Below are 24990 nucleotides of genomic sequence, written 5' to 3'. Positions count from 1 at the left end.
GCCCCCGCGCGTTTACCGGCCTTTTGCTAAACCCCTCAGCGCGCAATCGGTTCCGTGTCTTTTGTTCCTAAAACAATCCCGGTCCGGGCTCGAAACGGCTCAGGCTCCTTTTAGACCGCCGCTGGAGAGATACTGCTCCAGCCAATGGATATGGTAGTCGCCGTCGATAATGCTCGCTTCGCGGACCAGCGCCCGGAACAGCGGCAAGGTGGTCTCGACGCCTTCCACGACCATCTCGTCGAGGGCTCTGCGCAGCCGCATCAGGCATTCGGCGCGCGTCTTGCCGTGCACGATCAGCTTGCCCACCAGCGAGTCGTAGTAGGGCGGGATCACATACCCCTGATAAACGGCGGAATCGATCCGGACGCCGAGCCCGCCCGGCGGATGGAATTGCAAAATCTTGCCAGGAGATGGGCGGAAGGTAACGGGGTTTTCCGCGTTGATTCGGCACTCGATGGCGTGGCCGTTGACGGCGATTTCCTTCTGGGCGGCGGGAAGGTCGCCGCCGGCGGCGATGCGGATCTGCTCCAGCACGAGATCGATGTCGGTGATCATCTCGGTGACGGGATGCTCGACCTGAATGCGCGTATTCATTTCGATGAAATAGAATCTGCCGTCCTCGTAGAGGAATTCGACCGTTCCGACGCCGAGATACTTTATCTCGCTCATCGCCTTGGCAACGGTCTCGCCGATCTTGTTTCGGGCTGCCGCCGTCAACGCGGGCGATGGACCTTCTTCCCAAACCTTCTGGTGGCGGCGCTGGAGCGAGCAGTCGCGTTCTCCAAGATGAATGGCGCCGCCGCGCCCGTCGCCAAGCACCTGGATTTCGATGTGGCGCGGCTTCTGCAAGTACTTTTCCAGATAAACGGAGGCGTCGCCGAACGCCGCTCGGGCCTCGTTCCCCGCGGCCGAGATCGCCATCATCAGGTCGTCGGGCGTCTTGACGATCTTCATGCCGCGCCCGCCGCCGCCGGCGGCCGCTTTCACCAGGACAGGAAAGCCGATCGCCTTGGCGATGGCCATGGCGTTGTCATCGGGACCGATGCCGCCATCGGAGCCCGGAACCACGGGAATGCCGAGGCGCTTCGCGGTCTTCTTGGCTTCGATCTTGTCGCCCATGAGGCGGATATGTTCGGCCTTGGGGCCGATGAAATGCAGGCGATGGTCAGCGAGGATTTCGGCGAAACGGGCATTCTCGGACAAAAAGCCGTACCCCGGATGCACGGCCTCGGCGCCTGTGATCTCGCAGGCTGCCAGCAGCGCCGGGATGTTGAGGTAGCTGTCCTTCGTCGTCGGCGGCCCGATGCAGACGCTTTCGTCCGCGAGGCGGACATGCATGGCGTCGGCGTCGGCGGTGGAATGGACCGCAACGGTCGCGATACCCAGCTCCTTGCAGGCGCGCAGGATGCGCAGGGCGATCTCGCCGCGATTGGCTATCAGGATCTTATCGAACATCACTGCGTCCGCGGTTCGAACGGCGTCATTCAATGATGACCAGCGGCTCGCCGAACTCGACGGGCTGGCCATCCTCGACGAGAATCTGCGTGACGGTGCCGGAGCGCGGCGACGGGATCTGGTTCATGGTCTTCATGGCCTCGATGATCAGCAGCGTCTGGCCTGCGGTGACCTTGGACCCGACCTCGATGAAGGGTTTTGCGCCCGGTTCCGACGCCCAATAGGCCGTTCCGACCATCGGCGATGGAACCATGCCGGGATGCTTGCTGATGTCGGCCGCGCCTGCGGCCGGCGAGGGGGCTGGCGCCGGCGCGGCCTGATAGGTGGCCGGTATCGCTGCCCCGACGGTGACGTTGCGTGCCACACGGACACGAAGTCCATCACGCTCGATTTCGATCTCCGTGAGCCTGGTTTCGTCGAGCAGGGCGGCGAGTTCGCGGATCACGTCGCTCTCCTCGCGCAGATCGTTGCCGGTTTTGTTTTTTGCGGGTTCTCCGGGCTGGCGGGACATGATCTCGATCCGAAACTTTCTGTGAGAATGACGCTGATGTGTCAGGATTTAACTTTGTTCGACGGGTCTACCGCGCCGATCTTGGCGGCAAGGCCATTGATCGCGAGCCGGTAGCCGTCAATTCCGAAGCCTGACAGGCTTGCGAACGCGGCCTTGGCCGTGAAGGAGTGATGACGGAAGTCCTCGCGCGCATGAATGTTGCTGATATGAACTTCGACGGTCGGAATTTTGACCGCGACCAGCGCGTCGTGAAGTGCGATGGAAGTGTGCGAGTAGCCGCCGGCGTTGATGACGATACCGGCTGCGTTCTTCGCATGAGCTTCGTGAATGAAATCGATCAGCTCGCCCTCGCGGTTTGACTGGCGGCAATCCGCGGCCAGTCCAAAATTTTTGGCCGTTTCGGCGCAAAGCTGTTCGACGTCGGCAAGGTTGGCGTGGCCATAGGTATCCGGCTCTCGGGTCCCGAGCATGTTAAGGTTCGGGCCGTTGAGCACGTAGATCGTCTTGGCCATCTGAAATCCTGAAAATCAGCCATTTCCGCCGCCGAACGCCGGAGTTCGGGCCGTTATATGTAACAAGAACGTCAAGGGGAAGCCTGAACAGTCCCTGATTCGGCTTGAGATATCTCGCGCTGTTTGCGAGGATTCATGGAGAACATACGGAAATATCTCGTTAACCGACCTTGGGCATCGCGACGGGGCATACGAGCGTACCAGATAGCCAGTTCCCGCGCCCCTGAGGGAGCCTCTCAAACGACCACAGGAAGGGGAGAAACGTCGAGAGGGATTCGGAGCGCTCATGCGAAGCGGTTACCCGGCGTTCGATTCCAGGCCCCCCGGTGAGCGCTGGTTCAAAAGCGCTGATTCAAACAGGGACGCGCCATCAACAGGAGGCTTTGCCGCAGCGCGCCGTGTTGATTTTCTCCTTGAGGTTCTCGAGACCCACGGCTCCCACGACGACCTGCTTGCCGATGACGTAGCTTGGCGTTCCATTCATTCCCATGGATTCGGCAAGCTTGAAGTTCTCTTCGAGCGTGGCGCGCACCTCGGCGCTCGTCATATCCTTTTCGATCCTGGCCATGTCGAATCCGGCCTCCTTGGCGGCGGCCAGCGCGCGCGCCTTGTCGGCCTGACCGCGGCTTCCCAGAAGCTTCTGGTGGAAATCGAGGTATTTCTTGCCGGTGGGATCCTGCATTCGCGCCGCGACGGCGACTTGCGCGGCCTCCACCGAACTCTGGCCGAGCACGGGAAACTCCTTGAGTACGACCTTGAGCTTGGGATCCGACTTCATAAGCTCGAGCATATCGAGCATCGCGCGCTTGCAGTAGCCGCAGTTGTAATCGAAGAACTCGACGAAAGTGACGTCGCCGTTCTTGTTGCCGAGCGTCACGCCGCGCGGTGAATTGAAGATGGCGTTCGCGTTCTCCGTGACCGCGGCCTCGTGCTTGAGCGCCTCGGCAGCCGCTTGACGCTTGCTGAGTTCAGCCGAAACCTCTTCAAGGATTTCAGGGTGTGCGAGCAGATAGTGTTTGACGATCTGCTCAATCTCGCCGCGCTGGCTGTCGGAGAAGCTCTGAGCGGACGCGGCGGAAGGAGCGCTGAACGCGAGCGCAAGAAGGGCGGGAGCGAGAAATCGGAGAGAGGACATTGTCAATCCTTTGAAAGGGACCGCGTGGCGGAGCCGTCTGGTTTATTTCTTGTCCGGAATCTTGGATGAGACGATATCGTCCGCCTTGACCCATCCGGGCGTGCCGATCGCGAAGCGGGTTTTCGCGCGTGATGCGAGTTCGCGCGCCGTCTTGTTGTCGCCTCGCAGGAACGCGGCCTGAGCCGATGCCAGATCGGCTTGTGCATAATCGCCCTTGCGGCCGTAGGCTATCGCAAGCTGCGAATAGCCGAGCGGAGCCTCTGGCTCCCGTACCAGCGCCGTTCGCAGGATTGCGATAGCCTCGTCGGCATTGGCCTTGTTGTTCGAGGCCACGAGCGCCTGACCCAGCAGCATCTCGATGAGCGGAGCGTTTCGCGAGAGCTGGACGGCGCGCCGCAGCGGTGCGATCGCCTCCGTGGGGCGGCCTCCCTCGAGCAAAGCCTGCCCACGTACTTCGTAGAAGTAAGGGTTCTGCGGCTGAAGCTTGATTAGCGCATCGATTTGCTCGATGGCCGAGCGAAGATCGCCATGCAGGTAGGTGGTGATGGCATGCGCGTAGCGGGCGGGCAGGCTGGTGTCTGACCGCGGATAGCGCCGGTATACCGTATCCTCACGTTCCATGAACGCCGAGATCTTGGCACGCACCATGTCATGGCGCATCTGCAGGGCCGGATCGTCCTTCTTTTGCCAGTTGGGGCTGGTCTTGACGAGTTCCGCGAGCGCGGCGACACGGTCGGCCGGCATCGGGTGCGACTGCGCATAGGGATCGGCGCCGCGCGCGGCGAACAGGCTTTCGTCGGTGAAGCGCTTGAAGGTCTCGTACATGCCCCGGGGGGATTGGCCGGTGGCGTTGAGGAACTTGACGGCGGCGCGGTCGGCGTTTTCCTCCTGCTGGCGCTGATAGCCCAACAGGCTTCGGCGGGCGATTTCCTGAGGCGCGCTGAGCGCGGCCGCGCCGATATTGCTGCCGGGGCTGTTGCTTCCGCCGCGGCCGGCTCCGGCCGCGAGAGCGCCGGCGCCGAGAAGCATGGCGATGATGAGCTGGGTCTGGGTTCGGGCGAGCTGCTCGCGAAACTTGGACAGATGGCCACCGGCGAGATGCCCGGTCTCATGCGCGAGCACGCCGATCAACTGGTTCGGCGTCGTCGACTTTGAAATCGCCCCGTAGTTCACGAAGATGCGGCGGCCATCGGCGACGAAGGCGTTGAAGGACCTGTCGTTGATGATGACCATCTGAATGTTGTGCTTTTGCAGCCCCGCCGCGCGCAGGATCGGCCGCGTATAGTCTCGCAGCAGTTGCTCGGTCTCGCTATCGCGCAACATCGGCAGACCTTTGTCCTGTTGCGCTTGGGCTGGAAAGGAGGCGTTCGCGATCGCGCAGGCGGTGACCAGCGTCATCAGCTTCGAGACAGAACGACGTAGGGGAGTGACGGGCCGCCGGGTCATATCTTCGTTAGTCAATGCCTTCGGAATCATTGGCGCGGGTTCGAATACGCTGTATGTCCTAAACAACCCACCGAATAAGGCGGTAACGCGGCCTCGGGCGAGAGAGCGCATTAACAGATTTCCATGGCCGACGCGACACCGAGAGAGCGGGCCGCCAGCATCTTGGCGGCATCTAGCCGCAGCCAGGTTCCACCCTTCATGGTGATGGACGTCATGGCGGCGGCGGCGCGGATCGAGGCGGAAGGCGGACACGTCATTCACATGGAGGTCGGACAGCCTTCAGCGCCGGCGCCACGAACCGCGTTGAACGCGGCCCGCGCCGCGTTGGAGTCCGGACGGATCGATTACACGCCAGCGCTGGGCATCCCGTCGCTGAGAGAACGGATCGCGCGACATTACCGCGAGTTTTACGGCTGCACGGTCAGCGCGGAGCGGATCGTCGTGACGACGGGATCATCGGGCGGCTTCATCCTCGCGTTTCTTTCGATGTTCGAACCGGGAGACCGCGTCGCGGTGGCTGTGCCGGGCTATCCGCCGTACCGGCATATCCTGACGGCGCTCGGCTGCGAGCCGGTCCTGATCGAGACGTCAAGCGAGAACCGTCATGCGCTGACCGGCGAGGCGCTGTTGGCCGCGCACCGTAAGACGCCGCTGAAGGGGGTATTGGTCGGAAGTCCGGCAAATCCGACGGGAACGATGATGTCGCGCGAGGCGCTGGCGCTTCTGATGGCGGCGGCCGATAGCGAAGGCATTCGCTTTATTTCCGATGAGATCTATCACGGTCTCGATTATGCGTTTCCTGCCGTCACCGCCGCTGAACTGTCGCCGCATGCGCTGATCATCAACTCGTTTTCGAAGTATTTCTGCATGACTGGCTGGCGCGTCGGCTGGATGGTCGTGCCTGAACACCTCGTGCGGACGATCGAACGGCTGCAGCAGAACCTGTCGATTTCGGTGCCGCTGCTCTCGCAGGTCGCGGCCGAGGCGGCTTTCGCGGGCCGCGAGGAGATGGAGATCGTGAAGCGGGGCTATGAGGAAAACCGCAACATCCTGATCGCGGGTCTTCCTAAGGCCGGCTTGAGCGAGTTTCTGCCAGCGGATGGCGCGTTCTACCTCTATGCCGACGTTTCGAAGTTCACGGCGGACAGCCATGATTTCGCACGCCGGATGCTGGAGCAGGCGCGCGTTGCCGCGACGCCCGGGGTCGATTTTGATCCCGTGCGCGGTCGCTCTTTCCTGCGCTTCTCCTATGCCCGGTCGGCCGCCGAGATGCACGAGGCGGTCGCGCGCATCGGGAAATGGCTGACCTGAAAGCCTCCGCGCTCATCCGGGATAACCCGGCCGGCGAGGGGGAGTCTGTCCGCAACTTGCCGGCATTTTATTGTAATTCCTTACGGAAATTCGGCCGTTTAGCCGAAAGCCGACATTGCGCCGGAGGTTCGATTTTGGCATGGTCGCGCCCGATTTGACGTCGCCTTGCGACAAAACGGACCTCCCTTAAACGTCCGTTCGCGGGCTCGCGGCGTGGTCGGGGCAACTTCCGGAATTCTGAGGCAAATTCAATGACAGCATTGGTAGGGATTGTGCTCTGCGGAGCGCTTTCGATCGTTTATGCGGGTTGGGCGACCTCATCGGTATTGAGGTCGGATGCGGGAAATCCGCGAATGCAGGAAATCGCCGCGGCTGTACGCGAAGGCGCCCAGGCCTATCTGCGCCGGCAATACACGACGATCGGAATGGTCGGCATCGTGATCTTCGCGTTGCTCGCCTACTTCCTCGGAGTGCTGGTCGCCGTGGGGTTTGCGATCGGCGCGATCCTGTCGGGCGCGGCGGGCTTCATCGGCATGAACGTTTCGGTCCGCGCCAACGTGCGCACCGCGCAGGCCGCGACCAAGTCGCTGGCCGGCGGACTGGAGCTTGCCTTCAAGGCCGGCGCGATCACGGGGATGCTGGTCGCCGGTCTGGCGCTGCTCGGCGTGACCATCTATTTCGCTTATCTCATCCACGGCGCGGGTTACGCCGCGAACAGCCGCACGGTTGTCGACGCGCTGGTCGCGCTCGGCTTCGGCGCATCGTTGATCTCGATCTTCGCCCGTCTCGGCGGCGGCATCTTCACCAAGGGTGCTGACGTCGGCGGCGATCTCGTGGGCAAGGTCGAGGCCGGCATTCCGGAAGACGACCCGCGCAATCCGGCGACGATCGCCGATAACGTGGGCGACAACGTCGGCGACTGCGCGGGCATGGCCGCCGACCTGTTCGAAACCTACGCGGTGACCGCCGTCGCCACCATGGTGCTTGCCGCGATCTTCTTCGCGACCTCGCCGCTGCTCGTGAACATGATGACGCTGCCGCTCGCGATCGGAGGCATCTGCATCATTACCTCGATCATCGGGACGTTCTTCGTCAGGCTCGGCAACAGCCAGTCGATCATGGGCGCGCTGTACAAGGGCCTGATCGCCACCGGCGTCCTGTCGCTGGTCGGCGTCGGCGCCGTCATTTACTGGCTGGTCGGCTTCGGCGAACTGGCGGGCGTCGATTATACCGGCCTCGATCTCTTCGCCTGCGGGGTGGCCGGCCTGGTCGTCACCGGCCTGATCATCTGGATCACCGAATACTACACCGGCACCGACTATCGTCCGGTAAAGTCGATTGCGAAGGCTTCGGTGACGGGGCACGGCACCAACGTCATTCAGGGCCTCGCGATCTCGATGGAGGCGACGGCGCTTCCGGCGATCGTCATCATCGCGGGCATCCTGGTGACCTACGGTCTGGCCGGCCTATTCGGCATCGCGATCGCCACCACCACGATGCTGGCGCTGGCCGGCATGATCGTCGCGCTCGACGCCTTTGGTCCGGTGACCGACAATGCAGGCGGCATCGCCGAAATGGCGGGCCTGCCGAAGGAGGTCCGCAAGTCGACCGACGCGCTCGACGCCGTCGGCAACACCACCAAGGCCGTCACCAAGGGCTACGCGATCGGGTCTGCCGGTCTCGGCGCGCTGGTGCTGTTCGCGGCCTACAATCAGGACCTCAAGTTCTTCATCGGCGATGCCGCGCAACACACCTACTTCCAGGGCGTCAACCCGGACTTCTCCCTGAACAATCCCTATGTGGTGGTTGGCCTGCTGTTCGGCGGCCTGCTGCCTTACCTGTTCGGCGCGATGGGCATGACCGCGGTTGGACGCGCGGCGGGCGCGATCGTCGAGGAAGTGCGTCGCCAGTTCCGTGAGAAGCCGGGCATCATGCGCGGCACCGACAAGCCCGACTATGGCAAGGCGGTGGACCTGCTGACAAAGGCGGCGATCAAGGAAATGATCATTCCGTCGCTGTTGCCGGTGCTGTCGCCGATCGTTGTCTACTTCCTGATCTACGCGATCGCCGGCGGCGGCGTTGCCGGCAAGTCGGCGGCATTCTCGGCGGTCGGGGCGATGCTGCTCGGCGTCATCGTGACGGGACTGTTCGTCGCGATCTCGATGACCTCGGGCGGCGGCGCGTGGGATAACGCCAAGAAGTACATCGAGGACGGCCATCATGGCGGCAAGGGCTCCGACGCGCACAAGGCGGCTGTCACCGGTGATACTGTCGGAGATCCCTACAAGGATACGGCTGGCCCCGCGGTCAATCCAATGATCAAGATCACCAATATCGTGGCGTTGCTATTGCTGGCGGTGCTGGCGCACTAGAACATTTTCCGGCGAAGTGGATACCGGTTCGCCGCGAGAAAAAGCGACCAAAGAATAACTTCCAGAGCATGGTCCGATTCAACTTGATCGGGTCATGCTCTGGAGCGTTTCAAGCGAAGTGGACACCGTTCGCGGAAAGCGATTCAAACAATAAAGAAACCCGCGGCTTGAGAGCCGCGGGTTTTTTCTTTGAGCGTCGGGCTAGAGCGGGATGAGGAAAAGTGTGTAGCGGTTTTCCGCCCGCATCCCGCTCTAAAATAATGGAATCGATCACGTTTATGGTTTTGGATCGATTCGATCCAAAACCATCGTGATCTAGAGCCGTTTCGCTTCTGATGGAATCAGAAGCGAGGCTCTCCGATCTTTTTTTAACGCGTTTTCTTCACGCGAACCGGTATCCACTTCGCTCGAAAACGCTATAAACGCGGCCGCTCCTTACCACCAAGTGCGGCAGATGCGGCGGCCCGGACCCCAGTGACGGCAGCGGCGATGCTGCCGGCGATCGACCGCCGGTCCGCGCCGGTTGGCGATGCATACGCCGCGCGGACCGCGATGGTATCCCGGCCCACAGCGGTGCGCGACTTGAATGAGGTCAGCATTCACGCCCGCTGCTGGCGGAGCCAGCGGCATGGCGTCCGCCATGCCGAAGGTTGCGATGGTGGCAACGAGAAAGGTTGCTGCAAAAACTGATTTCATCAAATCGTCCTCTGGTTCGGCCGCGATAACGCGGCAGTCGTGATTCGCACCCGGAAAGTCGACGATAACTCTGTCCAGAATCTGACAGCATCAACCGAAGAAGCGCGTATCGACACGCTTGGAGCCGCCTATCGATCGTTCATCAACGACATGGTTAAGGAGACTCTGGCGCGCTGCCGGCTGCTGAATTCATCATTCTGGCCTTGCCAGACTGAGAGGTTTGATGATCGCGGGGCGCGAACTTCAATGGACCTCGCGCCCCGAGTGACATGTCCTTGCGCGCGGGAGGGGAGCGAAGACATAAGCCGAAACCGCGTCCGAATTATTCGTAACGAAATTACGATCATTTGATGCTTGGCTTTCTCTCCGGGTTTGCCCGAGTGTTCGCTTCTTGAGACGGCAAGTCTGGTTCTGAAGCAGTCGCATCACTAGCTTTAAGGGGGCGGCCAGGCACGAAGAGGGCGGCGCAATGGGTATCAATCAGGGTCCGATCAGCCTCGATCAGAAATACACCCAGGGATCAGGGCACGTCTTCATGACCGGCCTTCAGGCGCTGGTCCGGCTGCCGATGGCGCAGATCCGCCGCGACCGCGCCGCCGGCCTCAACACCGCGGGCTTCATTTCCGGCTATCGCGGATCGCCCCTCGGCGGCTACGATCAGCAGCTCTTTGCGGCCCGTCATCATCTCGACCGGCACGGCATCAAGTTCCAGCCGGGCGTGAACGAAGATCTGGCGGCGACAGCGGTCTGGGGTTCGCAACAGGTCAATCTGTCCCCGGGCGCGCGCTATGACGGCGTCGTGGGGCTCTGGTACGGCAAGGGGCCCGGCGTCGATCGTTGCGGCGACGTATTCCGCCACGGCAATGCCGCGGGCTCGGCGAGGAACGGCGGTGTGCTGTGCCTGGCGGGCGATGACCATGGCGCTAAATCCTCCACCGTGCCGCATCAGTCGGACCATGCGTTCATCGCGGCGCTGATGCCCTATCTCTATCCGTCCAGCATTCACGAAATGATCGAGATGGGACTGCTCGGCATCGCGATGTCGCGCTACTCCGGCTGCTGGGTCGGAATGAAGGTCATCACCGAGACGGTGGAAACCACGGCCGAGATCGATCTGACCGATGAGATGAAGCCGTTCGTCATTCCCGCCGATTTCGAGATGCCGCCGGGCGGACTGAACCTGCGCTGGCCCGACGACCGTTACGATCAGGACTTGCGCTTGCAGGACCACAAGGGCTTTGCCGCCGTCGCCTTCGCGCGCGCCAACAACATCAATCGCGTGACCATGGATTCCCCGAATGCGCGGTTCGGCATCGTCGCTTCGGGTAAGAGCTACGAGGACATCCGTCAGGCGCTGCGCGAACTCGGCATTACCGAGCAGGTCGCCGCGAAAATTGGTCTGCGGCTTTTGAAGATCGGAATGCCATGGCCGCTGGAGCCGCAGAGCATCCGCGAATTCGCCGTCGGCCTCGAGGAGATTTTCATCGTTGAGGAACGACGCGAGATCGTCGAGAACCAGATCAAGCGGGAGCTGTTCAACTGGCGCGACGACGTGCGGCCACGCATCATCGGCAAGATGGACGACCACGACAAGCGCTTCCTGCCGTTCGCGCAGGAACTGGGTGTCGCCTCCCTGGCGTCATACCTGACCGAGCGGCTGCTGCGCCTGAACCTTAATCCCGAAATCGCCGAGATGCTTCGCGCCAAGGCTGACTGGTTCAACGGCCGTCAAGCGTCGCAAATGCAGCCAGCGACTCCCGTGATGCGCGTGCCGTATTTCTGCTCGGGTTGTCCTCACAACACCTCGACCAAAGTGCCCGACGGCAGCCGCGCCATGGCCGGCATCGGCTGCCACTTCATGGCGCTGTGGATGGATCGCAACACCGAAACTTATACCCATATGGGCGGGGAGGGCGCGCCCTGGGTCGGTATCGCGCCGTTCACCAATGAGAAGCATATCTTCGCCAATCTTGGCGACGGCACCTATTTCCATTCCGGGAGTCTGGCGATCCGGCAGGCTGTCGCTTCCGGCGCGAACATCACCTACAAGATCCTCTACAATGACGCCGTCGCGATGACCGGCGGCCAGCATTTCGACGGCGAGTTGTCGCCGCAGCGGATCACTTTCCAGCTTCACGCCGAAGGCATCCGAGACATCTATCTGGTTTCGGAGAGTCCCGACAGCTATCCGGCGTCAGACATCGCGCCGGGCACCCGGACCGCGCATCGCGATGACCTCGATGCGGTCATGAAAACCTGTCGCGAGACCAAGGGAACGTCGGCTATCGTATTCGTGCAGACCTGCGCCGCGGAGAAGCGACGGCGTCGCAAGCGCGGCCTCATGGAGGATCCGCAGCGCCGCGTGTTGATCAACCCCGAGGTTTGCGAAGGATGCGGCGATTGCTCGGTGCAGTCGAACTGCATTTCGGTGGAGCCGCTGGAGACCGAGATGGGGCGCAAGCGCTCCATCAACCAGTCATCCTGCAACAAGGATTATTCGTGCCTCAAGGGGTTCTGCCCTTCGTTCGTGACGATCGACGGCGGACGCCTGCGAAAGCGTGCGCCGGCGGACCTCGGCGAGATCGGCGATCTGCCCGAACCGGCTTCGCGGCCTTCGCTCGACCGGCCCTACAATATCGGAGTTGGAGGGGTAGGCGGCACCGGCGTGCTGACCATCGGCGCGCTGCTCGGCATGGCGGCGCATATCGAGGGGAAGGCCAGCATGATCCTCGACATGTCCGGTCTCGCCCAGAAGGGCGGCGCGGTCCTGAGCCACGTCCGGCTGTCGCGAAACCCCGCTGAAGTGATATGCTCGCGCATCGTCACCGGCACGGCCGATCTCGTCATTGCCGCTGACGAAGTAGTCGCGGCAGCCAAGGAAACGATCACGCTCTGCGAGTCGAGCCGCACTTACGGTCTTATCAATACTCACCTTATTCCGACCGCCGGCTTCGTTCTCGATCGCGACTTCAATTTCCAAAGCGGCAAGGTCGGCCGCGTCCTCGAAACCGCGCTCCGCAAGGATTCCACCTTCTTCAACTTTACAAGGCCGGCGGAGACGCTGCTCGGAGATTCCATCGCCACCAATATGATGATGATGGGTTACGCCTATCAGAAGGGTTTGCTGCCGCTGACCTCGGAGGCGATAGAGCAGGCGATCGAGATGAACGGCGTTGCCGTGAAAATGAATGTCGGGGCCTTTCGGCTTGGTCGGCTTGCGGTGGTGGATCCTGCTCGTCTTGTCGAGATGATGAAGGGGACCGGTGAGGCGGCCCCGCCGAAGGCTCTGGGAGACATGTCGCTGGACGAAATCGTTGTGCATCGCGCGGCGCACCTTGCGGACTATCAGAACGCGAGGCTTGCGGACAAATACCGGGCGATGGTGAGCCGGATCCGGCAGGCGGCAAACGAGGGTGGCTACGGCGATGCCTTGCCGCGCGCGGTTGCGATCAACTACGCCAAATTGCTCGCCTACAAGGACGAGTACGAGGTGGCCCGGCTCTATACGGATGGCCGCTTCAGGAAGCAGGTCAGCGATCAGTTCGAAGGCGACTACAGCATCCGCTTCCATCTCGCCCCGCCGTTGTTCGACGGCAGGAAAGACGCGCTCGGCCGGCCTGCCAAGAAGCCTTATGGCAAATCGCTGATGATGCCGGTATTTCGCTTGCTGGCGAAAATGAAAGGCCTGCGCGGCACCGCCTTCGACGTTTTCGGATACAACCCGGAGCGCCGGCTGGAACGAAGCCTGATAGCGGAATATGAGACCGATGTGGCGGCGGTGCTCGACAGGCTTTCACCGGCCAATGTCGAAGCCGCGATCGAACTGCTGTCGCTGCCTGACCGCATCCGTGGTTATGGTCCCGTGAAGGAAAAGGCTGTAGCCGACACCAGGGGCCGTCATGCGGAGTTGCTGCGCGACCTGGCGAATCCGCCTCCGGTGGCGCCGCGGCAGATGGCGGCGGAATAGGCGCCCGCTGATTTGGTCTTCCTGTTCCCCGAAGCGGCAATCCGGCCTATATAGGACCGTCGGGAGCCGGTCCAAAACGCCATGCCATCTGGGTTCGGAGCATTCTTTCAGCGGATGAAGTCGTCTTCGCTGTCGATCGGCCAGATCACCTTTGGCGGTTTCTTCCTGGTGCTGGCGATCATCGTGATAACCAGCGTGGCCAATGTCGTCGCGACCCGTCATCTCGACAATACCTTTGCCGAATTGCAGCGGCTCGACAGCGTCGTCGACCTCGCCGAGGAACTCGATCGCCGCATGAACGAGTTGCGGCTGGCGGCGCGGGACTACGTCACCGACCCGCAGGCCCAGTCCAGCCGGGTGTGGGGCGCCACGTCGTCCTTGAACGAGATGCTCAAGAAGACGCGCATCAAGCTTGCCCCAGAACAGCAGGAGATGATCGATGGCGTCACGCCGCGACTGGAGCACTACCGCAAGGGTATAGAACAGGCTGCGAACCTGATTGGAGACCGCGCGAAGCTGATCGAAACGCTGCCGCCGCTTCGCGAAAAACTCGAACTCATCATCGAGCAGTCCGCCGATCAGTCTGCGTCGAGAGCACTGTTTCGAGCGCAAAGCGACGTCGCTGCCGCGCTGCTCGGGCATGACCCGACGACCGCGGAGCGGGCGGCTGAAAACATGCGCGCCATTCGCGTGGACGAGCCGAAGGTGCGTGCCGCGGTCGAGGCCTATGCCGATGCCGTGATCGCGATATCCTTGCGGGAGCGGCAGATCGCGGATCTCGACCGGGATGTGCTGGGCGCGGAAGGGCGGTTGATCGGGCAGGTGACGGAACTGCTGCGCGAACTCAGCGCGGAGCGCGAGCGGGTGCTGTCGCGCGATTTTGCCCGGACGCTTGCTGAAACCAAATGGCAGAGCATCATTCTCGGCAGCGTGGGAATCGTGATCGGCCTGCTCGCGGCGGTGTTCGTGGTCCGCCGGACCGTCCGGCCATTGAAGGCGATCGCGAGGGCGATCCGGAAACTGGCTGGAGGCCAGAAGGAAACATCGATCCCCTCAACCGAGGTCGATAATGAGATCGGGGATATCGCACGCGCGGCCGAGGTGTTTCGCCGGACGCTCGCTGAGGCGGACTCCGCGCGAGAAGCCGCGGTTCGGGCGCTTGCCGAGCAGCGCCTTGCCGAGGAGAGCTATCGCAAGCTGTTCGAAGGTTCGGTCGACGGGATCTATGTCACGACGCCGGCCGGTCAACTGCTCGACGCCAATCCGGCGCTGGCGCGTATGATGGGATATGATACCCCCGACGACCTCTTCCGCGGCATCGGCAACAGCGCGCAGACGGTTTACGTCGATACAGATGCGCGCGCTAAGTACCAGCAACGGATGGAGCGTGACGGGACTGTTCGCGGATTCGAGTATCAGGTGCGTCAGCGCGATGGCGGCATCCTGTGGCTCTCCGACAGCGCGACCGCTGTCCGCGACGAAGACGGGCGCATCGTTCGTTATGAAGGCGTGGTCCGCGACATCACCGATCAGAGGAGAGCAGAGGAGACGATCGCGGAGGGGCGGCGTCTGCTGCAACTGGTGATCGACACCGTGCCGGCGGTGATCAACGTCAAGAATGCGGAGATGCGTTACGTCCTGATGAATCGCTACATGGCCGGCATCTTCGGGATAGAGCCGGCGGATGCGATAGGACGGACGGCGGGCGAAGTCATGTCGCATGACGATGCGGAAAAGACCGATGAGACCGACCGGCGGGTCCTTGAGAGCGGTAAGGAGCTTGGTTTCTACGAAGAAGAATATCAGGATTCGTCAGGCGAACCGCGACAATGGCTCGTCAACAAGCTCCCGATCCGCGACGCCGACGGCCGCGTGGAAAATATCGTCACGGTCGCGCTCGACATCGGCGACCGCAAGCGGAGCGAGCAGGAAATGCGACGCGCCAAGGACGCCGCCGAGGCGGCGCTCAGTAATCTGCGCGCAACCCAGGATTCGCTGATCGAGGCGGAAAAACTGGCGGCGCTGGGACGTCTTGTTGCGGGCGTTGCTCATGAGGTTAACAATCCGGTCGGCATCAGTCTGACGGTGGCTTCTTCGCTGGAGCGCAAGATCGCCCTGTTCGCCGCGGAGGTCGAGCGTGGGCAGTTGAGGCGCTCAAGCCTCAACGATTTCATTGCCGCCAATCGCGATGCTGCCTCTCAACTCGTCGCCAATCTCAATCGCGCTGCCGAACTGGTCCAGTCATTCAAGCAGGTTGCAGCGGACCGCAGCTATTCGGACAAGCGCACCTTCGACCTCGGCGAACTCACCGAGCAGGTGGTGATGAGTCTGCGTCCCGCCCTGCGCAAGCATCATGTCGCGTTGACGGTCGATTGCGAGCCTGATCTCACGATGAACAGCTACCCGGGGCCTTACGGCCAGGTGTTGACCAACCTGTTTCTCAACTCGGTCGCGCACGCCTTTCCGGACGGCAAGGGCGGCACGGTCAATATTACCGTCCGGCGAGTAGGAGGGGACAATGTCGAGATTCTGTTCTCCGACGACGGGTGCGGCATGAACCCCGATGTGCGGCGCAAGGCGTTCGATCCCTTTTTCACGACGAGGCGCGATCAAGGAGGAACAGGCCTCGGTCTGCACATTGTCTACAATATCGTAACGAGCCGGCTGGGAGGGCGTATCGAACTTGACTCAGATTCCGGGCAGGGCACGCGCATTCATATTGTTCTGCCTCGGGTCGCGCCCATGGAACTTGCTGCGGAATAGCGGTCCCTAATCCGTGTCGGCCAGCTTGCGCAGCGTGGCCCGGAAAATCTGGCTCGCCTTTCCGACCAGCGCTGTGCCATTCATCGTGCCGGTCGTATCCGTAAAAGTTCCGGTGACGCCGATACCCACGGGTTCCGGGCTGCTGAACAGCAGATTCGGATCGGGATTAGGCGTATGGCGCTGAACCAGAACCTCGCCCCGGAAAGTGCCGTCGTCCTTGGTGAAATAGCTGCCGGTATAGAACAGATAAGCATCACCGCCGAGAATCTTGCCGTCGCGGAACATGACCACGCCGCTGCCCTTGCCCAGACGCCCGTCAAGCAAGGCGACGTGAACCGAATACAGCCCATTTTTCATGGTGATCCGCTCGCAGCCGGTAATTTTGTCTTGTCCCGGCCTCATTATGTCAAAGAGGACGCGATCGCGTCAATGCGAAGGCGCTCCAGGCGTCGCCGGCCTCACGGATGAAAAACGGATCTGCGAGACCGCAGACCCGTTCCGTGAATCATGCAACGTCCTGATGGAAAACGGAGGGCGCAACGCGCGGCTCCGCCACCAGAAGGACGACAGGCTTGGAGCGTTTTCAAGCGAAATGGATGCGGTTTGCGTGAAGAAAACGCGTCAAAATAACAATATAGAGCCTCGCTTTTGATTACACAGAAGCGAAAAGGCTTAGTAGCGGCCGCCATGGCCTCCGCCGTGTCTGCCAGGAACTGCTCCGGGCGGGAGAGGACCTCGATCACCGCGATGAATGCCGGTCCCGCGATGGGTGCCGGGACCGTGATGAATGCCAGGACCGTTGCGGCGCGGAGGTCCGCCAAAGTGGCGACCGCCTCTATGATCCCAACCACGCCAGCCTGCGCCGCCACCCCAGCCCATGCCACGCCGCGATGCGTAACCGCACCAATAGAATCCGGGGCCGCGCCACCCCATATTGTACCAACAATAGTTTCGCCCGCCGTAAAAGAACTGAACCGGCTGGAGCGCGGTCGACGAGGGAATAGCGCCCGGTGCGGCAGGAACCGCCATGGACGGGGTCGACAGCAGCGTAGCCCCCAGCATTAAGGACGTGGCAAGTATGATCTTCTTCATGGAACCTCCAGAACGAATCTCCGAACTATACCTCATGGTGCGGGATGTTCCATCCGGTTCAGGAGTGCCGTTGGCGCGCTCGGAGAGATTCGAACTCCCGACCCTCGGAATCGAAATCCGATGCTCTATCCAGCTGAGCTACGAGCGCACGCGCCCACTTATAGGAACTGCGGGGTCCCGATGTCACGCGATTTGGAGGCAGCATTTCTAGGGAAAGAGCGCCTGTTAATAATCCCGGACCAGTTCGGTTGATCGCGGTTCTCGCCCCGGTTCGATGTGTGCTGCCAAGCCGTTGATTTCATTTGATCAACGTGTGGTAAAAGGGTGACTCCGCTCCGAAATCGTGTCGACGCGGGGATATCGTTGTTCCAATCGGGGAGACCGCCGCTAATCTGGCAGCCGTAACGGTGCGTAATTGCTCCATATTTCCACGGAGATGGAAGGGAGGCCTCGCATCAAAGTTCCGGGTGGTGGCGTGAAACTTATTCAGACCGCGAAAGTCGCGTCCGTTTTGTTGACGATGACGGCTTGCTTCTCGGGAGCCGCGGCGCAATCGACGACATCGCCTATCTCAGCGTCACTCATTTCCGCGGCGTCTGCCGTTCAGCAGGACTACGATGCGCTGTTCCAGCAGATGTACAAGAACCCCGCCGATCTGGAGGCGAGTTTCAAGTTTGCCGAGCAGGCCGTCAAGCGCGGCGACTATGAGGCCGCTATCGGCGCCCTCGAAAGGATGCTGTTCTTCAATCCGAATTTGCCGCGCGTCAAACTCGAGCTGGGGGTACTATATTTCAAGCTTGGCTCATACGAACTGGCGCGCAGCTATTTTCAGGAGGCGATCAAGGGCGCGGACGCTCCCGATGATATCCGCGCCCAGGTCCGTGCCTATCTGACCGAGATCGACCGGCGGCTCGCGCGCTATGAGTTCAGCGTGTTCACCACAGCCGGCTTGCGCTATCAGACCAACGCCAACCTCGGCCCCTCGAGCCTGATGGTGCGCGCCTTGGGTCAGGATGCCATTCTCAACAGTTCGTTCGGCAAGAGTCCGGACGTGAATATGTTCCAGACCCTCGCGGCTCACTATGCCTATAAGATCGGAACGCGGGGGGACGCCATCGAAGCGAGCTTCCTGGGCCTTAATTCGCGCCAGTACAAACTCAACCAGTTCAATTTCGGCCTGGTCGAGGTCGTGGTCGGCCCGCGTTTCGCGATCGGACAGAACGCATCGGTCAAGCTTTACGGCATCGGAGATCAGGTCTGGCTGGGGGACGCCACTTATTTCTCGGCGGGCGGCGCCGGGTTTTCCGCGCGCACGACCATCGGCGATCGCGGCTTTCTGGAGGCGTTCGTCGAGCAGCGGCACCGCAATTTTTCTGACTCGTTCAACTTTCCAACGGCCAGCCAACAAACCGGAGATCTGCTATCAGCGGTCGTGACCTCCGATCTCCGCCTCGGACCGATGCACTGGACGACGCGCGCCGCCTTCGATCAGAACCGTGCCGCCTTCGATTTCTACTCATACAAGCGCTATTCGATCGACATGGCTTTTCCATACGCGTTCGCCTTGCCGGTGTTCGGCACGCCGCATCAGTTCGTGATCGCTCCGACCTTCGGTTTTAGCCGGGCCAATTACGACGCGCCCAATCCGATCGTCGATCCTTTCCAGATAAGGCACGATTGGGAGCAACGCTACGGCGCGATCTTCGATGCGCAGGTGTACAGAAACGTGGGCTTGCGGACCCAGATCCTTTACACCAAGATCGACTCGTCGCTGCCGAATTTCACCCTCGATAACTTCTCGGTCTCGATCGGGCCGACCGCACGGTTCTGAAACCGGCTATAGTCTCTTCGAGTGAAGCATATCCTCGGGCTTGACCCGAGGATGGATGACCTGTTCGCGTGAAGAAAACACGTCGCGTCGAAGCCGCGCAGTGGCGATCTGGCTGCGGTATTCATTTCACTCGAAAACGTTATAATGTCCTGGCCGCATTCGCGATGTTGTCGTGCCCGCGGTTTGCCAGGTTGATCAACGAAACATCGAACCGGACCAAAGACCCTTTGTCGTCGTCCCTTGATTGCGCCGATCCAGGCTTGAGCGGAAGGCCCGCGGACGCCTGCCGCGCGCCGGCGAGATTTTCTGACCGCACCGGCGGTCATGTTCCCCTGTTCGCGCCTGAACGGGCGACGGAGCGATGAAGGCCGCGACGCGTTTGCGGAACACCTTGCGCGTTCGAGCGATGCTAGCATGGGCGCGCCTGCGCCGGCTGACGCGCAACAAGAATCTTCGGGCGGTCGGCGCGGCGGTGGTGACCCTCGTGCTGCTTGCTTCGCTGCGCGCGTATGATCCGCGCATCGTCACCGAGTTGAAGGAGCGTACGTTCGATACCTATCAGCGCCTCAAACCGCGCGCTTACACCGATCTGCCGGTGCGGATCGTCGACATCGATGAAGCCTCGATTTCGGAGTATGGCCAGTGGCCTTGGCCGCGGACGCGTCTTGCCGCGCTGACCCGTCGGCTTGCCGATCTCGGCGCAGGCGTGGTCGCCTACGATGTCATCTTTTCCGAACCGGATCGCACGACGCCGAGCCGGCTCGCCAACGATTTGAAAGACTCCGGCGCGCCGGATCTCGACCAGACCCTGAAGCTGCTCGCGAACCTGCCTGATCATGATCAGGCGTTCGCCGATGCTATCGAGAACGCGGGGGTCGTGTTCGGCTTCGCCGCTACCGGCGCCGTCAATGACAAGCGCCCGCCGGTGCGGGCCGGGGTGGCCTTTGTCGGCGTCAATCCGGCAAACGTGCTGGCGCCGTTCGGCGGCACGGTATCGAGCCTGCCGATATTGAATCAGAAGGCGGCGGGTATCGGCGGCATCAATCTCAGTTCGCACGATCGCGGCGGCATCGTTCGCCGTGTACCCATGCTGTTTTCCGACGGGGTGAGCATCTACCCCAGCCTTGCGATCGAGGCGCTCCGCGTCGCCCAGAACCAGAAAAGCATCATCGTGCGCGGGACCGGATCGAGCGGGGACAGTGATACCGGCAGCGCCGCGCTGATCGACATGCGGGTAGGGGCGTTCAAGCTGCCGTTAACGAGCAACGGAGAGTCCTGGGTCTATTTCAGTCGCGACCGGCCGCAGCGTTACGTGTCGGTGAAAGACATTCTCGATCCGGCTAAAGAGGCGACGGTGAAGCCGCTGGTCGATGGCGCGATCGTTCTGGTCGGCGCATCGGCCGCGGGCTTGATGGATTCACGCACGACGCCTCTGGGCGGGTCGGTTCCGGGCGTCTCGGTTCAGGCGCAGGTGATCGAGCAAATCCTTGCGCAGGATTTCATCGAGCGACCCGACTGGGCCAAGGGACTGGAGATCGTCCTGACCTTGTTGTTCGGCGCCCTGGTCGCCGGCCTTGTGCTGATGTTCGGCGCGCGGTTCTCGTTCTATGCCGGCGTCGTCGGATTTGTCGCGGGGTTGGCCGGATCGTGGATCGCCTTCTCGCATTTTCGGCTGCTGATTGACCCGATCTTTCCGTCGCTGGCGGCGCTGACAGTCTATATCGCCGTGGAGCGTGTGCTTCACGTTGCATCCGATCGCGAAAAAAAATTCGTACGTCAGGCTTTCGGTCAATATCTCGCGCCGGAATTGCTGACGCAGCTTGAAAATTCGCCGCAGGAGATGCGCCTCGGTGGCGCGTCCCGCGATATTTCCGTGATGTTCATGGATGTTCGCGGGTTTACGCCGATCTCTGAAGCCCTGACCGCGACCGAGCTTGTCGATTTCATCAATACGCTGCTGGCGCCGCTGTCGGATGCGATACAGGATGAACTGGGGACCATCGATAAATACATCGGCGATTCGATCATGGCATTCTGGAACGCGCCGGCCGACGTGCCCGATCATGCGACCCGAGCCTGCCAGGCCGCGCTCAAGATGCGTGAGGCGCTCACCGCGCTCAACGACGCCGACGTTTTCGGATTCTCGGCGCGTGGCTTCACTGACCCGCGCGTCAGGATAGGAGTCGGCATCAATGCCGGACTGGCTTGCGTGGGCAACATGGGATCGCAAAGACGATTCAACTACTCGGCCATGGGCGATGTCGTGAACGTGGCGGCACGGATCGAATCGGCAAGCAAGACGCTCGATGTGGATCTTCTGGTTTCGGAGGACGTGGCGCGACGCGTTAGAGGGATTGCGCTGCTTGAGGCCGGCGAGATCCTGTTGAAGGGAAAGTCACGCCCCACCAAAATTTATGCGATCGTCGGCGACGATTCAGTGGCGGCATCGCCGGAGTTCGCCGAATGGAAAGCGCGGCACGGCGCGCTGCTGGCCGCGATCAAAGCAGGTGAGGGGTTCGAAGCGACAGCCGCCCTGGCCCGGTGCCGGGAGCTTGCCGGCGAGGACATGCAGGGCTTCTATCACCGCCTGGCTGAACAGATCGTGCCTATCCATACGATGTGAAACTATAGCGTTTTCAAGCGAAGCATGTCCTCGGACTTGAGCCCTAAGGATGGATGAACTGTTCGCGTGAGGAAAACGCTTTAAAACAAGATCAGAGAGCCTTGCTTCTGATTCCGGCGGAACGGAAAGTCTCTTTCAGAACGTGACGACGCCGCGGATCGATTCGCCTTTGCGCATCAGGTCAAACGCTCTGTTGATGTCGTCGAGCGGCATGACGTGCGTGATCATCGGATCGATCTGGATCTTGCCCTGCATGTACCAGTCTACGATCTTCGGCACATCGGTGCGGCCGCGCGCGCCGCCGAACGCCGTGCCTTTCCATACGCGGCCTGTGACGAGTTGGAACGGCCGCGTCGCGATCTCCGCGCCGGCGGGGGCGACGCCGATCACGATCGACTGTCCCCAGCCACGGTGACAGGATTCCAGCGCCTGGCGCATCACCTTCACATTGCCCGTGCAGTCGAACGTGTAATCCGCGCCGCCGATCTGATCAGCGCCGGACTTCGTCATATCGACAAGGTAAGGGACGAGTTCCTTCCCGACATCCGTGGGATTGACGAAGTGCGTCATGCCGAAGCGCTCGCCCCACGCCTTGCGATCGTCGTTGATGTCCACGCCGATGATCATGTCGGCGCCGGCGAGCCTCAACCCTTGCAGGACGTTCAGCCCGATGCCGCCGAGGCCGAACACGATCGCCTTGGCGCCGGGTTCGACCTTCGCGGTGTTGATCACCGCGCCGATGCCGGTAGTGACGCCGCAGCCGATGTAGCAGACCTTGTCGAACGGAGCGTCTTCGCGGATCTTCGCGACCGCGATCTCCGGCAGCACCGTGTAGTTGGCGAAGGTCGAGGTGCCCATGTAGTGATGGAGCGGCTTGCCGTCGAAGGAGAAGCGCGAGGTGCCGTCCGGCATTAACCCCTGGCCTTGGGTCGCGCGAATGGCCGTGCACAGATTGGTCTTGCGCGACAGGCAGGACGGGCATTGCCGGCATTCGGGCGTGTAGAGCGGAATAACGTGATCGCCTTTCTTCACCGAGGTCACGCCCTTGCCGACATCGACCACCACGCCGGCGCCCTCATGGCCGAGTATGGCCGGAAACAACCCTTCCGGATCCGCGCCGGACAAGGTGAACTCGTCGGTGTGGCAGACGCCGGCCGCCTTGATCTCGACCATGACCTCACCATCGCGTGGGCCGTCGAGTTCCACGGTCGTGACTTCAAGCGGCTTGCCGGCGGCAAGGGCGACTGCGGCGCGGACGTGCATGGCGGCTTCTTCTCCGGCAGGAATTGAAAGAGCATCGACGGAATGGGCGTTGCCGCCCAGGATACGGTCGTGCCTCCGAAGCCGCAACGACGGCCGCCGCATCCGCTTCGAGCGCCGCTGGATTTTCCAGAACATTATCGCTCTGACTGAATCAGAAGCGAAGCTCCAGATTGTTGCTTTGACGCGCTTTCTTCACGCGACCAGGTCATCCATCCTCGGGTCAAGCCCCGAGGACATGCTTCGCTTAACTAGCCAAAAAGAAAGGGACGCCCTGGAGGCGTCCCTTCACTTGCGCAGGCGTTGAAGCTGCCCGCGTTACTTCGGCTGTTCGACGATCCGAAAATACGGCTTCGGCGACTTCCATCCCTTGGGGAATTTCTTGCGGGCCTCTTCCTCCGGAACCGCGGCGGAAAAGAACACATCGTCGCCTTGCTTCCAGTCTGACGGGGTCGAAACGCCGTGTTTGGCGGTGAGTTGCAGGGAGTCGATCACGCGCAGCACCTCCTGCCAGTTGCGGCCGGTGCTCATCGGGTAAATGAGAACGATCTTGACCTGCTTGTCTGGGCCGATCACGAAGATGTTGCGCACGGTCTGATTGTCGGCGGGCGTCCGCTTGTTGACGTCGCCGGACGTGCTGGCCGGCAACATGCCGTAGAGCTTGGCGACCTTGAAATCGACATCCGCGATCAGCGGATAGTTCGGCGCGACGCCCTGCGTTTCCTCGATGTCCTTGGACCAGAGGTGATGCTTGTCGGTCGGGTCGACGCTGATGCCGATCAGCTTGACGCCCCGCTTGTCGAATTCCGGCTTGAGCCGGGCGACGGCGCCGAGCTCGGTGGTGCAGACCGGCGTGAAGTCCTTGGGGTGCGAAAAGAACAACCCCCAGCTATCACCCAGCCACTTGTGAAAGCTGATGGGGCCTTCGGTGCTTTCAGCTTCGAAATCGGGAGCGGTCGAGCCAATCGATAAAGTCATAAGTCACGTCCTCGTGTCACACAGTTAACTGGTGGCGGGGACTATAGGCTCGGACCTCGCGAAACGGAACCGGTTACGAAAAAGACAATGTCTTTTTTTCCGGAGAGCATAGCGGAGCATCTTCCTATCGACACTTGCCCGGGGGCGGCGAATTAACCCTACGGCATCGTGATCGAAGATGTCCCGATGTTGCCCCGCCGTCGCCCCACGCGTGCCGAAAGCTATTGCCAATGTCTTGAACCGGGGCCGCCACGGGGGCGACAACCAACTGACCGTTAAGTTCGAACGTTAAGTTCGAACACGGCAGCGGATTGTCCGATTTTTAACGAACGATTCACGCCCGCGTGAAATTGCTCATCTGATCCAGAAGAGAGAACCCTACCGATGCTTTCCGACCTGTCCGCCGCCGTCGCCCCCATCGATACATTTGCCATTTCGAGCCGGAAGGATGTGGTGGCGGCCCTCGCAACCGTCCGTAACGGGGTCATTACGGGGGAGGGCCCGACCGCCGGAGGCCGCGTTCATTTCTCCAGAGCGCTCGACTCCACCGACACTTCCTGGTGTGAGCGCCTTCTGACGGCTGCTGCCGTGGACAACCAGCCGGTCAGCCGGGAAGAGGCTGAAGCGCTGTTCGAGATCAACGATGCCGCCACCGAGCGAAGCGATGGCGGGCGGTTCGACGATCTGTTCGCCAAAGCCATCGTCCACCACGCGGCGTCCGCATCGGGACTTCCCGTGCCGTCGCGCAGCATCGCTCTGGCTCCGGATACCGCTATCGAAAGCTGGGCGCCAACCCGCGCGGTGGGCGTCAATATCGAAGTGCTGGAGTGGATCGCGAACCAGATGCGCGGCAAACGCCGCGGCAATCGTCAGCTGATGGCGCTGGTCGCGAGCCTGATCGGCGCGGCAACCTTGCCGCTGGCGCACCTTCCGGGCGTTCTCGATCTCGGCATGTAAGGGCGGCAGAAAGGCTCTAAATCGACGAACGGCGGGTTATTTGCCCGCCGTTTTTTATCGGCCGCTCGGGATCGAGCGGCT

Annotated in this window: 16 protein-coding genes and 1 tRNA gene; 7 read left to right on the top strand and 10 right to left on the bottom strand. The window is 61.6% G+C overall.

What is annotated here, in order from left to right; all coding sequences use genetic code 11:
* Positions 1-99: 99 nt before the first annotated feature.
* From accC to NWI_RS09130, 5 genes are all read right to left on the bottom strand, one after another.
* Positions 100-1455 carry an acetyl-CoA carboxylase biotin carboxylase subunit gene (accC, locus tag NWI_RS09150; protein WP_011315010.1) on the bottom strand — a complete coding sequence of 452 codons (1356 nt, stop codon included), beginning with the start codon at positions 1453-1455 and terminating at the stop codon, positions 100-102.
* Between the two features lie 25 nt (positions 1456-1480).
* Complete coding sequence (gene accB / locus NWI_RS09145; protein WP_011315009.1) at positions 1481-1966, bottom strand: acetyl-CoA carboxylase biotin carboxyl carrier protein; 486 nt, start codon at positions 1964-1966, stop codon at positions 1481-1483.
* Between the two features lie 41 nt (positions 1967-2007).
* Positions 2008-2478, bottom strand: coding sequence for a type II 3-dehydroquinate dehydratase (gene aroQ, locus NWI_RS09140; RefSeq protein WP_011315008.1), 471 nt, complete (start codon positions 2476-2478; stop codon positions 2008-2010).
* 370 nt (positions 2479-2848) lie between these two features.
* Complete coding sequence (locus tag NWI_RS09135; RefSeq protein ID WP_011315007.1) at positions 2849-3613, bottom strand: DsbA family protein; 765 nt, start codon at positions 3611-3613, stop codon at positions 2849-2851.
* A gap of 42 nt (positions 3614-3655) precedes the next feature.
* Complete coding sequence (locus NWI_RS09130) at positions 3656-5011, bottom strand: M48 family metalloprotease (protein ID WP_430691771.1); 1356 nt, start codon at positions 5009-5011, stop codon at positions 3656-3658.
* A 171-nt stretch (positions 5012-5182) separates the two neighbouring features.
* Between NWI_RS09130 and NWI_RS09125 the strand changes: the two genes are divergently transcribed.
* Positions 5183-6370, top strand: a complete 1188-nt coding sequence (locus NWI_RS09125; protein ID WP_011315005.1) for a pyridoxal phosphate-dependent aminotransferase — start codon at positions 5183-5185, stop codon at positions 6368-6370.
* A 251-nt stretch (positions 6371-6621) separates the two neighbouring features.
* Entirely contained in the window at positions 6622-8742 is a 2121-nt protein-coding gene (locus tag NWI_RS09120; RefSeq protein WP_011315004.1) for a sodium-translocating pyrophosphatase, read from the top strand.
* 435 nt (positions 8743-9177) lie between these two features.
* On the opposite strand, the gene NWI_RS09115 is transcribed toward NWI_RS09120, so the two are convergent.
* A complete protein-coding gene (locus NWI_RS09115; protein WP_041344957.1) occupies positions 9178-9438 on the bottom strand; it encodes a GCG_CRPN prefix-to-repeats domain-containing protein in 261 nt (86 codons plus the stop codon).
* A gap of 469 nt (positions 9439-9907) precedes the next feature.
* Here NWI_RS09115 and NWI_RS09110 point away from each other — a divergent pair, with 469 nt between their 5' ends.
* The gene (locus NWI_RS09110; RefSeq protein WP_011315002.1) at positions 9908-13405 is read left to right on the top strand and encodes an indolepyruvate ferredoxin oxidoreductase family protein; all 3498 of its coding nucleotides are present in this window, start codon (positions 9908-9910) and stop codon (positions 13403-13405) included.
* Between the two features lie 81 nt (positions 13406-13486).
* Positions 13487-16168: a PAS domain S-box protein gene (locus NWI_RS09105; RefSeq protein ID WP_011315001.1), complete on the top strand. Its 2682-nt coding sequence runs from the start codon at positions 13487-13489 to the stop codon at positions 16166-16168.
* A 6-nt stretch (positions 16169-16174) separates the two neighbouring features.
* On the opposite strand, the gene NWI_RS09100 is transcribed toward NWI_RS09105, so the two are convergent.
* Both NWI_RS09100 and NWI_RS09090 read right to left on the bottom strand, forming a co-directional pair.
* Complete coding sequence (locus tag NWI_RS09100) at positions 16175-16525, bottom strand: GrlR family regulatory protein (protein WP_041345559.1); 351 nt, start codon at positions 16523-16525, stop codon at positions 16175-16177.
* A gap of 806 nt (positions 16526-17331) precedes the next feature.
* Positions 17332-17408, bottom strand: a tRNA-Arg gene (locus NWI_RS09090).
* A gap of 327 nt (positions 17409-17735) precedes the next feature.
* Here NWI_RS09090 and NWI_RS09085 point away from each other — a divergent pair.
* Entirely contained in the window at positions 17736-19091 is a 1356-nt protein-coding gene (locus NWI_RS09085) for a tetratricopeptide repeat protein (RefSeq protein ID WP_011314999.1), read from the top strand.
* Between the two features lie 361 nt (positions 19092-19452).
* Positions 19453-21714, top strand: a complete 2262-nt coding sequence (locus tag NWI_RS09080; protein ID WP_011314997.1) for a CHASE2 domain-containing protein — start codon at positions 19453-19455, stop codon at positions 21712-21714.
* 135 nt (positions 21715-21849) lie between these two features.
* Here the strand turns inward: NWI_RS09080 and NWI_RS09075 are convergent, their stop codons facing one another.
* Complete coding sequence (locus NWI_RS09075; RefSeq protein WP_011314996.1) at positions 21850-22977, bottom strand: S-(hydroxymethyl)glutathione dehydrogenase/class III alcohol dehydrogenase; 1128 nt, start codon at positions 22975-22977, stop codon at positions 21850-21852.
* Between the two features lie 315 nt (positions 22978-23292).
* Positions 23293-23952 carry a peroxiredoxin gene (locus tag NWI_RS09070; RefSeq protein ID WP_011314995.1) on the bottom strand — a complete coding sequence of 220 codons (660 nt, stop codon included), beginning with the start codon at positions 23950-23952 and terminating at the stop codon, positions 23293-23295.
* 384 nt (positions 23953-24336) lie between these two features.
* Here NWI_RS09070 and NWI_RS09065 point away from each other — a divergent pair, with 384 nt between their 5' ends.
* On the top strand, positions 24337-24909 hold the full coding sequence (locus tag NWI_RS09065) for a hypothetical protein (RefSeq protein ID WP_011314994.1): 573 nt from the start codon (positions 24337-24339) through the stop codon (positions 24907-24909).
* Positions 24910-24990: the final 81 nt, after the last annotated feature.

The organism is Nitrobacter winogradskyi Nb-255 (assembly GCF_000012725.1).
Classification (GTDB): domain Bacteria; phylum Pseudomonadota; class Alphaproteobacteria; order Rhizobiales; family Xanthobacteraceae; genus Nitrobacter; species Nitrobacter winogradskyi.
This window is presented reverse-complemented; position numbering and strand designations above follow the sequence as displayed.

Coding starts and splice junctions, on each gene's coding strand:
- accC (WP_011315010.1), bottom strand. CDS start 1,455: ATGTTCGATAAGATCCTGATAGCCAATCGCGGCGAGATCGCCCTGCGC.
- accB (WP_011315009.1), bottom strand. CDS start 1,966: ATGTCCCGCCAGCCCGGAGAACCCGCAAAAAACAAAACCGGCAACGAT.
- aroQ (WP_011315008.1), bottom strand. CDS start 2,478: ATGGCCAAGACGATCTACGTGCTCAACGGCCCGAACCTTAACATGCTC.
- NWI_RS09135 (WP_011315007.1), bottom strand. CDS start 3,613: ATGTCCTCTCTCCGATTTCTCGCTCCCGCCCTTCTTGCGCTCGCGTTC.
- NWI_RS09130 (WP_430691771.1), bottom strand. CDS start 5,011: ATGACGCTGGTCACCGCCTGCGCGATCGCGAACGCCTCCTTTCCAGCC.
- NWI_RS09125 (WP_011315005.1), top strand. CDS start 5,183: ATGGCCGACGCGACACCGAGAGAGCGGGCCGCCAGCATCTTGGCGGCA.
- NWI_RS09120 (WP_011315004.1), top strand. CDS start 6,622: ATGACAGCATTGGTAGGGATTGTGCTCTGCGGAGCGCTTTCGATCGTT.
- NWI_RS09115 (WP_041344957.1), bottom strand. CDS start 9,438: ATGAAATCAGTTTTTGCAGCAACCTTTCTCGTTGCCACCATCGCAACC.
- NWI_RS09110 (WP_011315002.1), top strand. CDS start 9,908: ATGGGTATCAATCAGGGTCCGATCAGCCTCGATCAGAAATACACCCAG.
- NWI_RS09105 (WP_011315001.1), top strand. CDS start 13,487: ATGCCATCTGGGTTCGGAGCATTCTTTCAGCGGATGAAGTCGTCTTCG.
- NWI_RS09100 (WP_041345559.1), bottom strand. CDS start 16,525: ATGAAAAATGGGCTGTATTCGGTTCACGTCGCCTTGCTTGACGGGCGT.
- NWI_RS09080 (WP_011314997.1), top strand. CDS start 19,453: ATGAAGGCCGCGACGCGTTTGCGGAACACCTTGCGCGTTCGAGCGATG.
- NWI_RS09075 (WP_011314996.1), bottom strand. CDS start 22,977: ATGCACGTCCGCGCCGCAGTCGCCCTTGCCGCCGGCAAGCCGCTTGAA.
- NWI_RS09070 (WP_011314995.1), bottom strand. CDS start 23,952: ATGACTTTATCGATTGGCTCGACCGCTCCCGATTTCGAAGCTGAAAGC.
- NWI_RS09065 (WP_011314994.1), top strand. CDS start 24,337: ATGCTTTCCGACCTGTCCGCCGCCGTCGCCCCCATCGATACATTTGCC.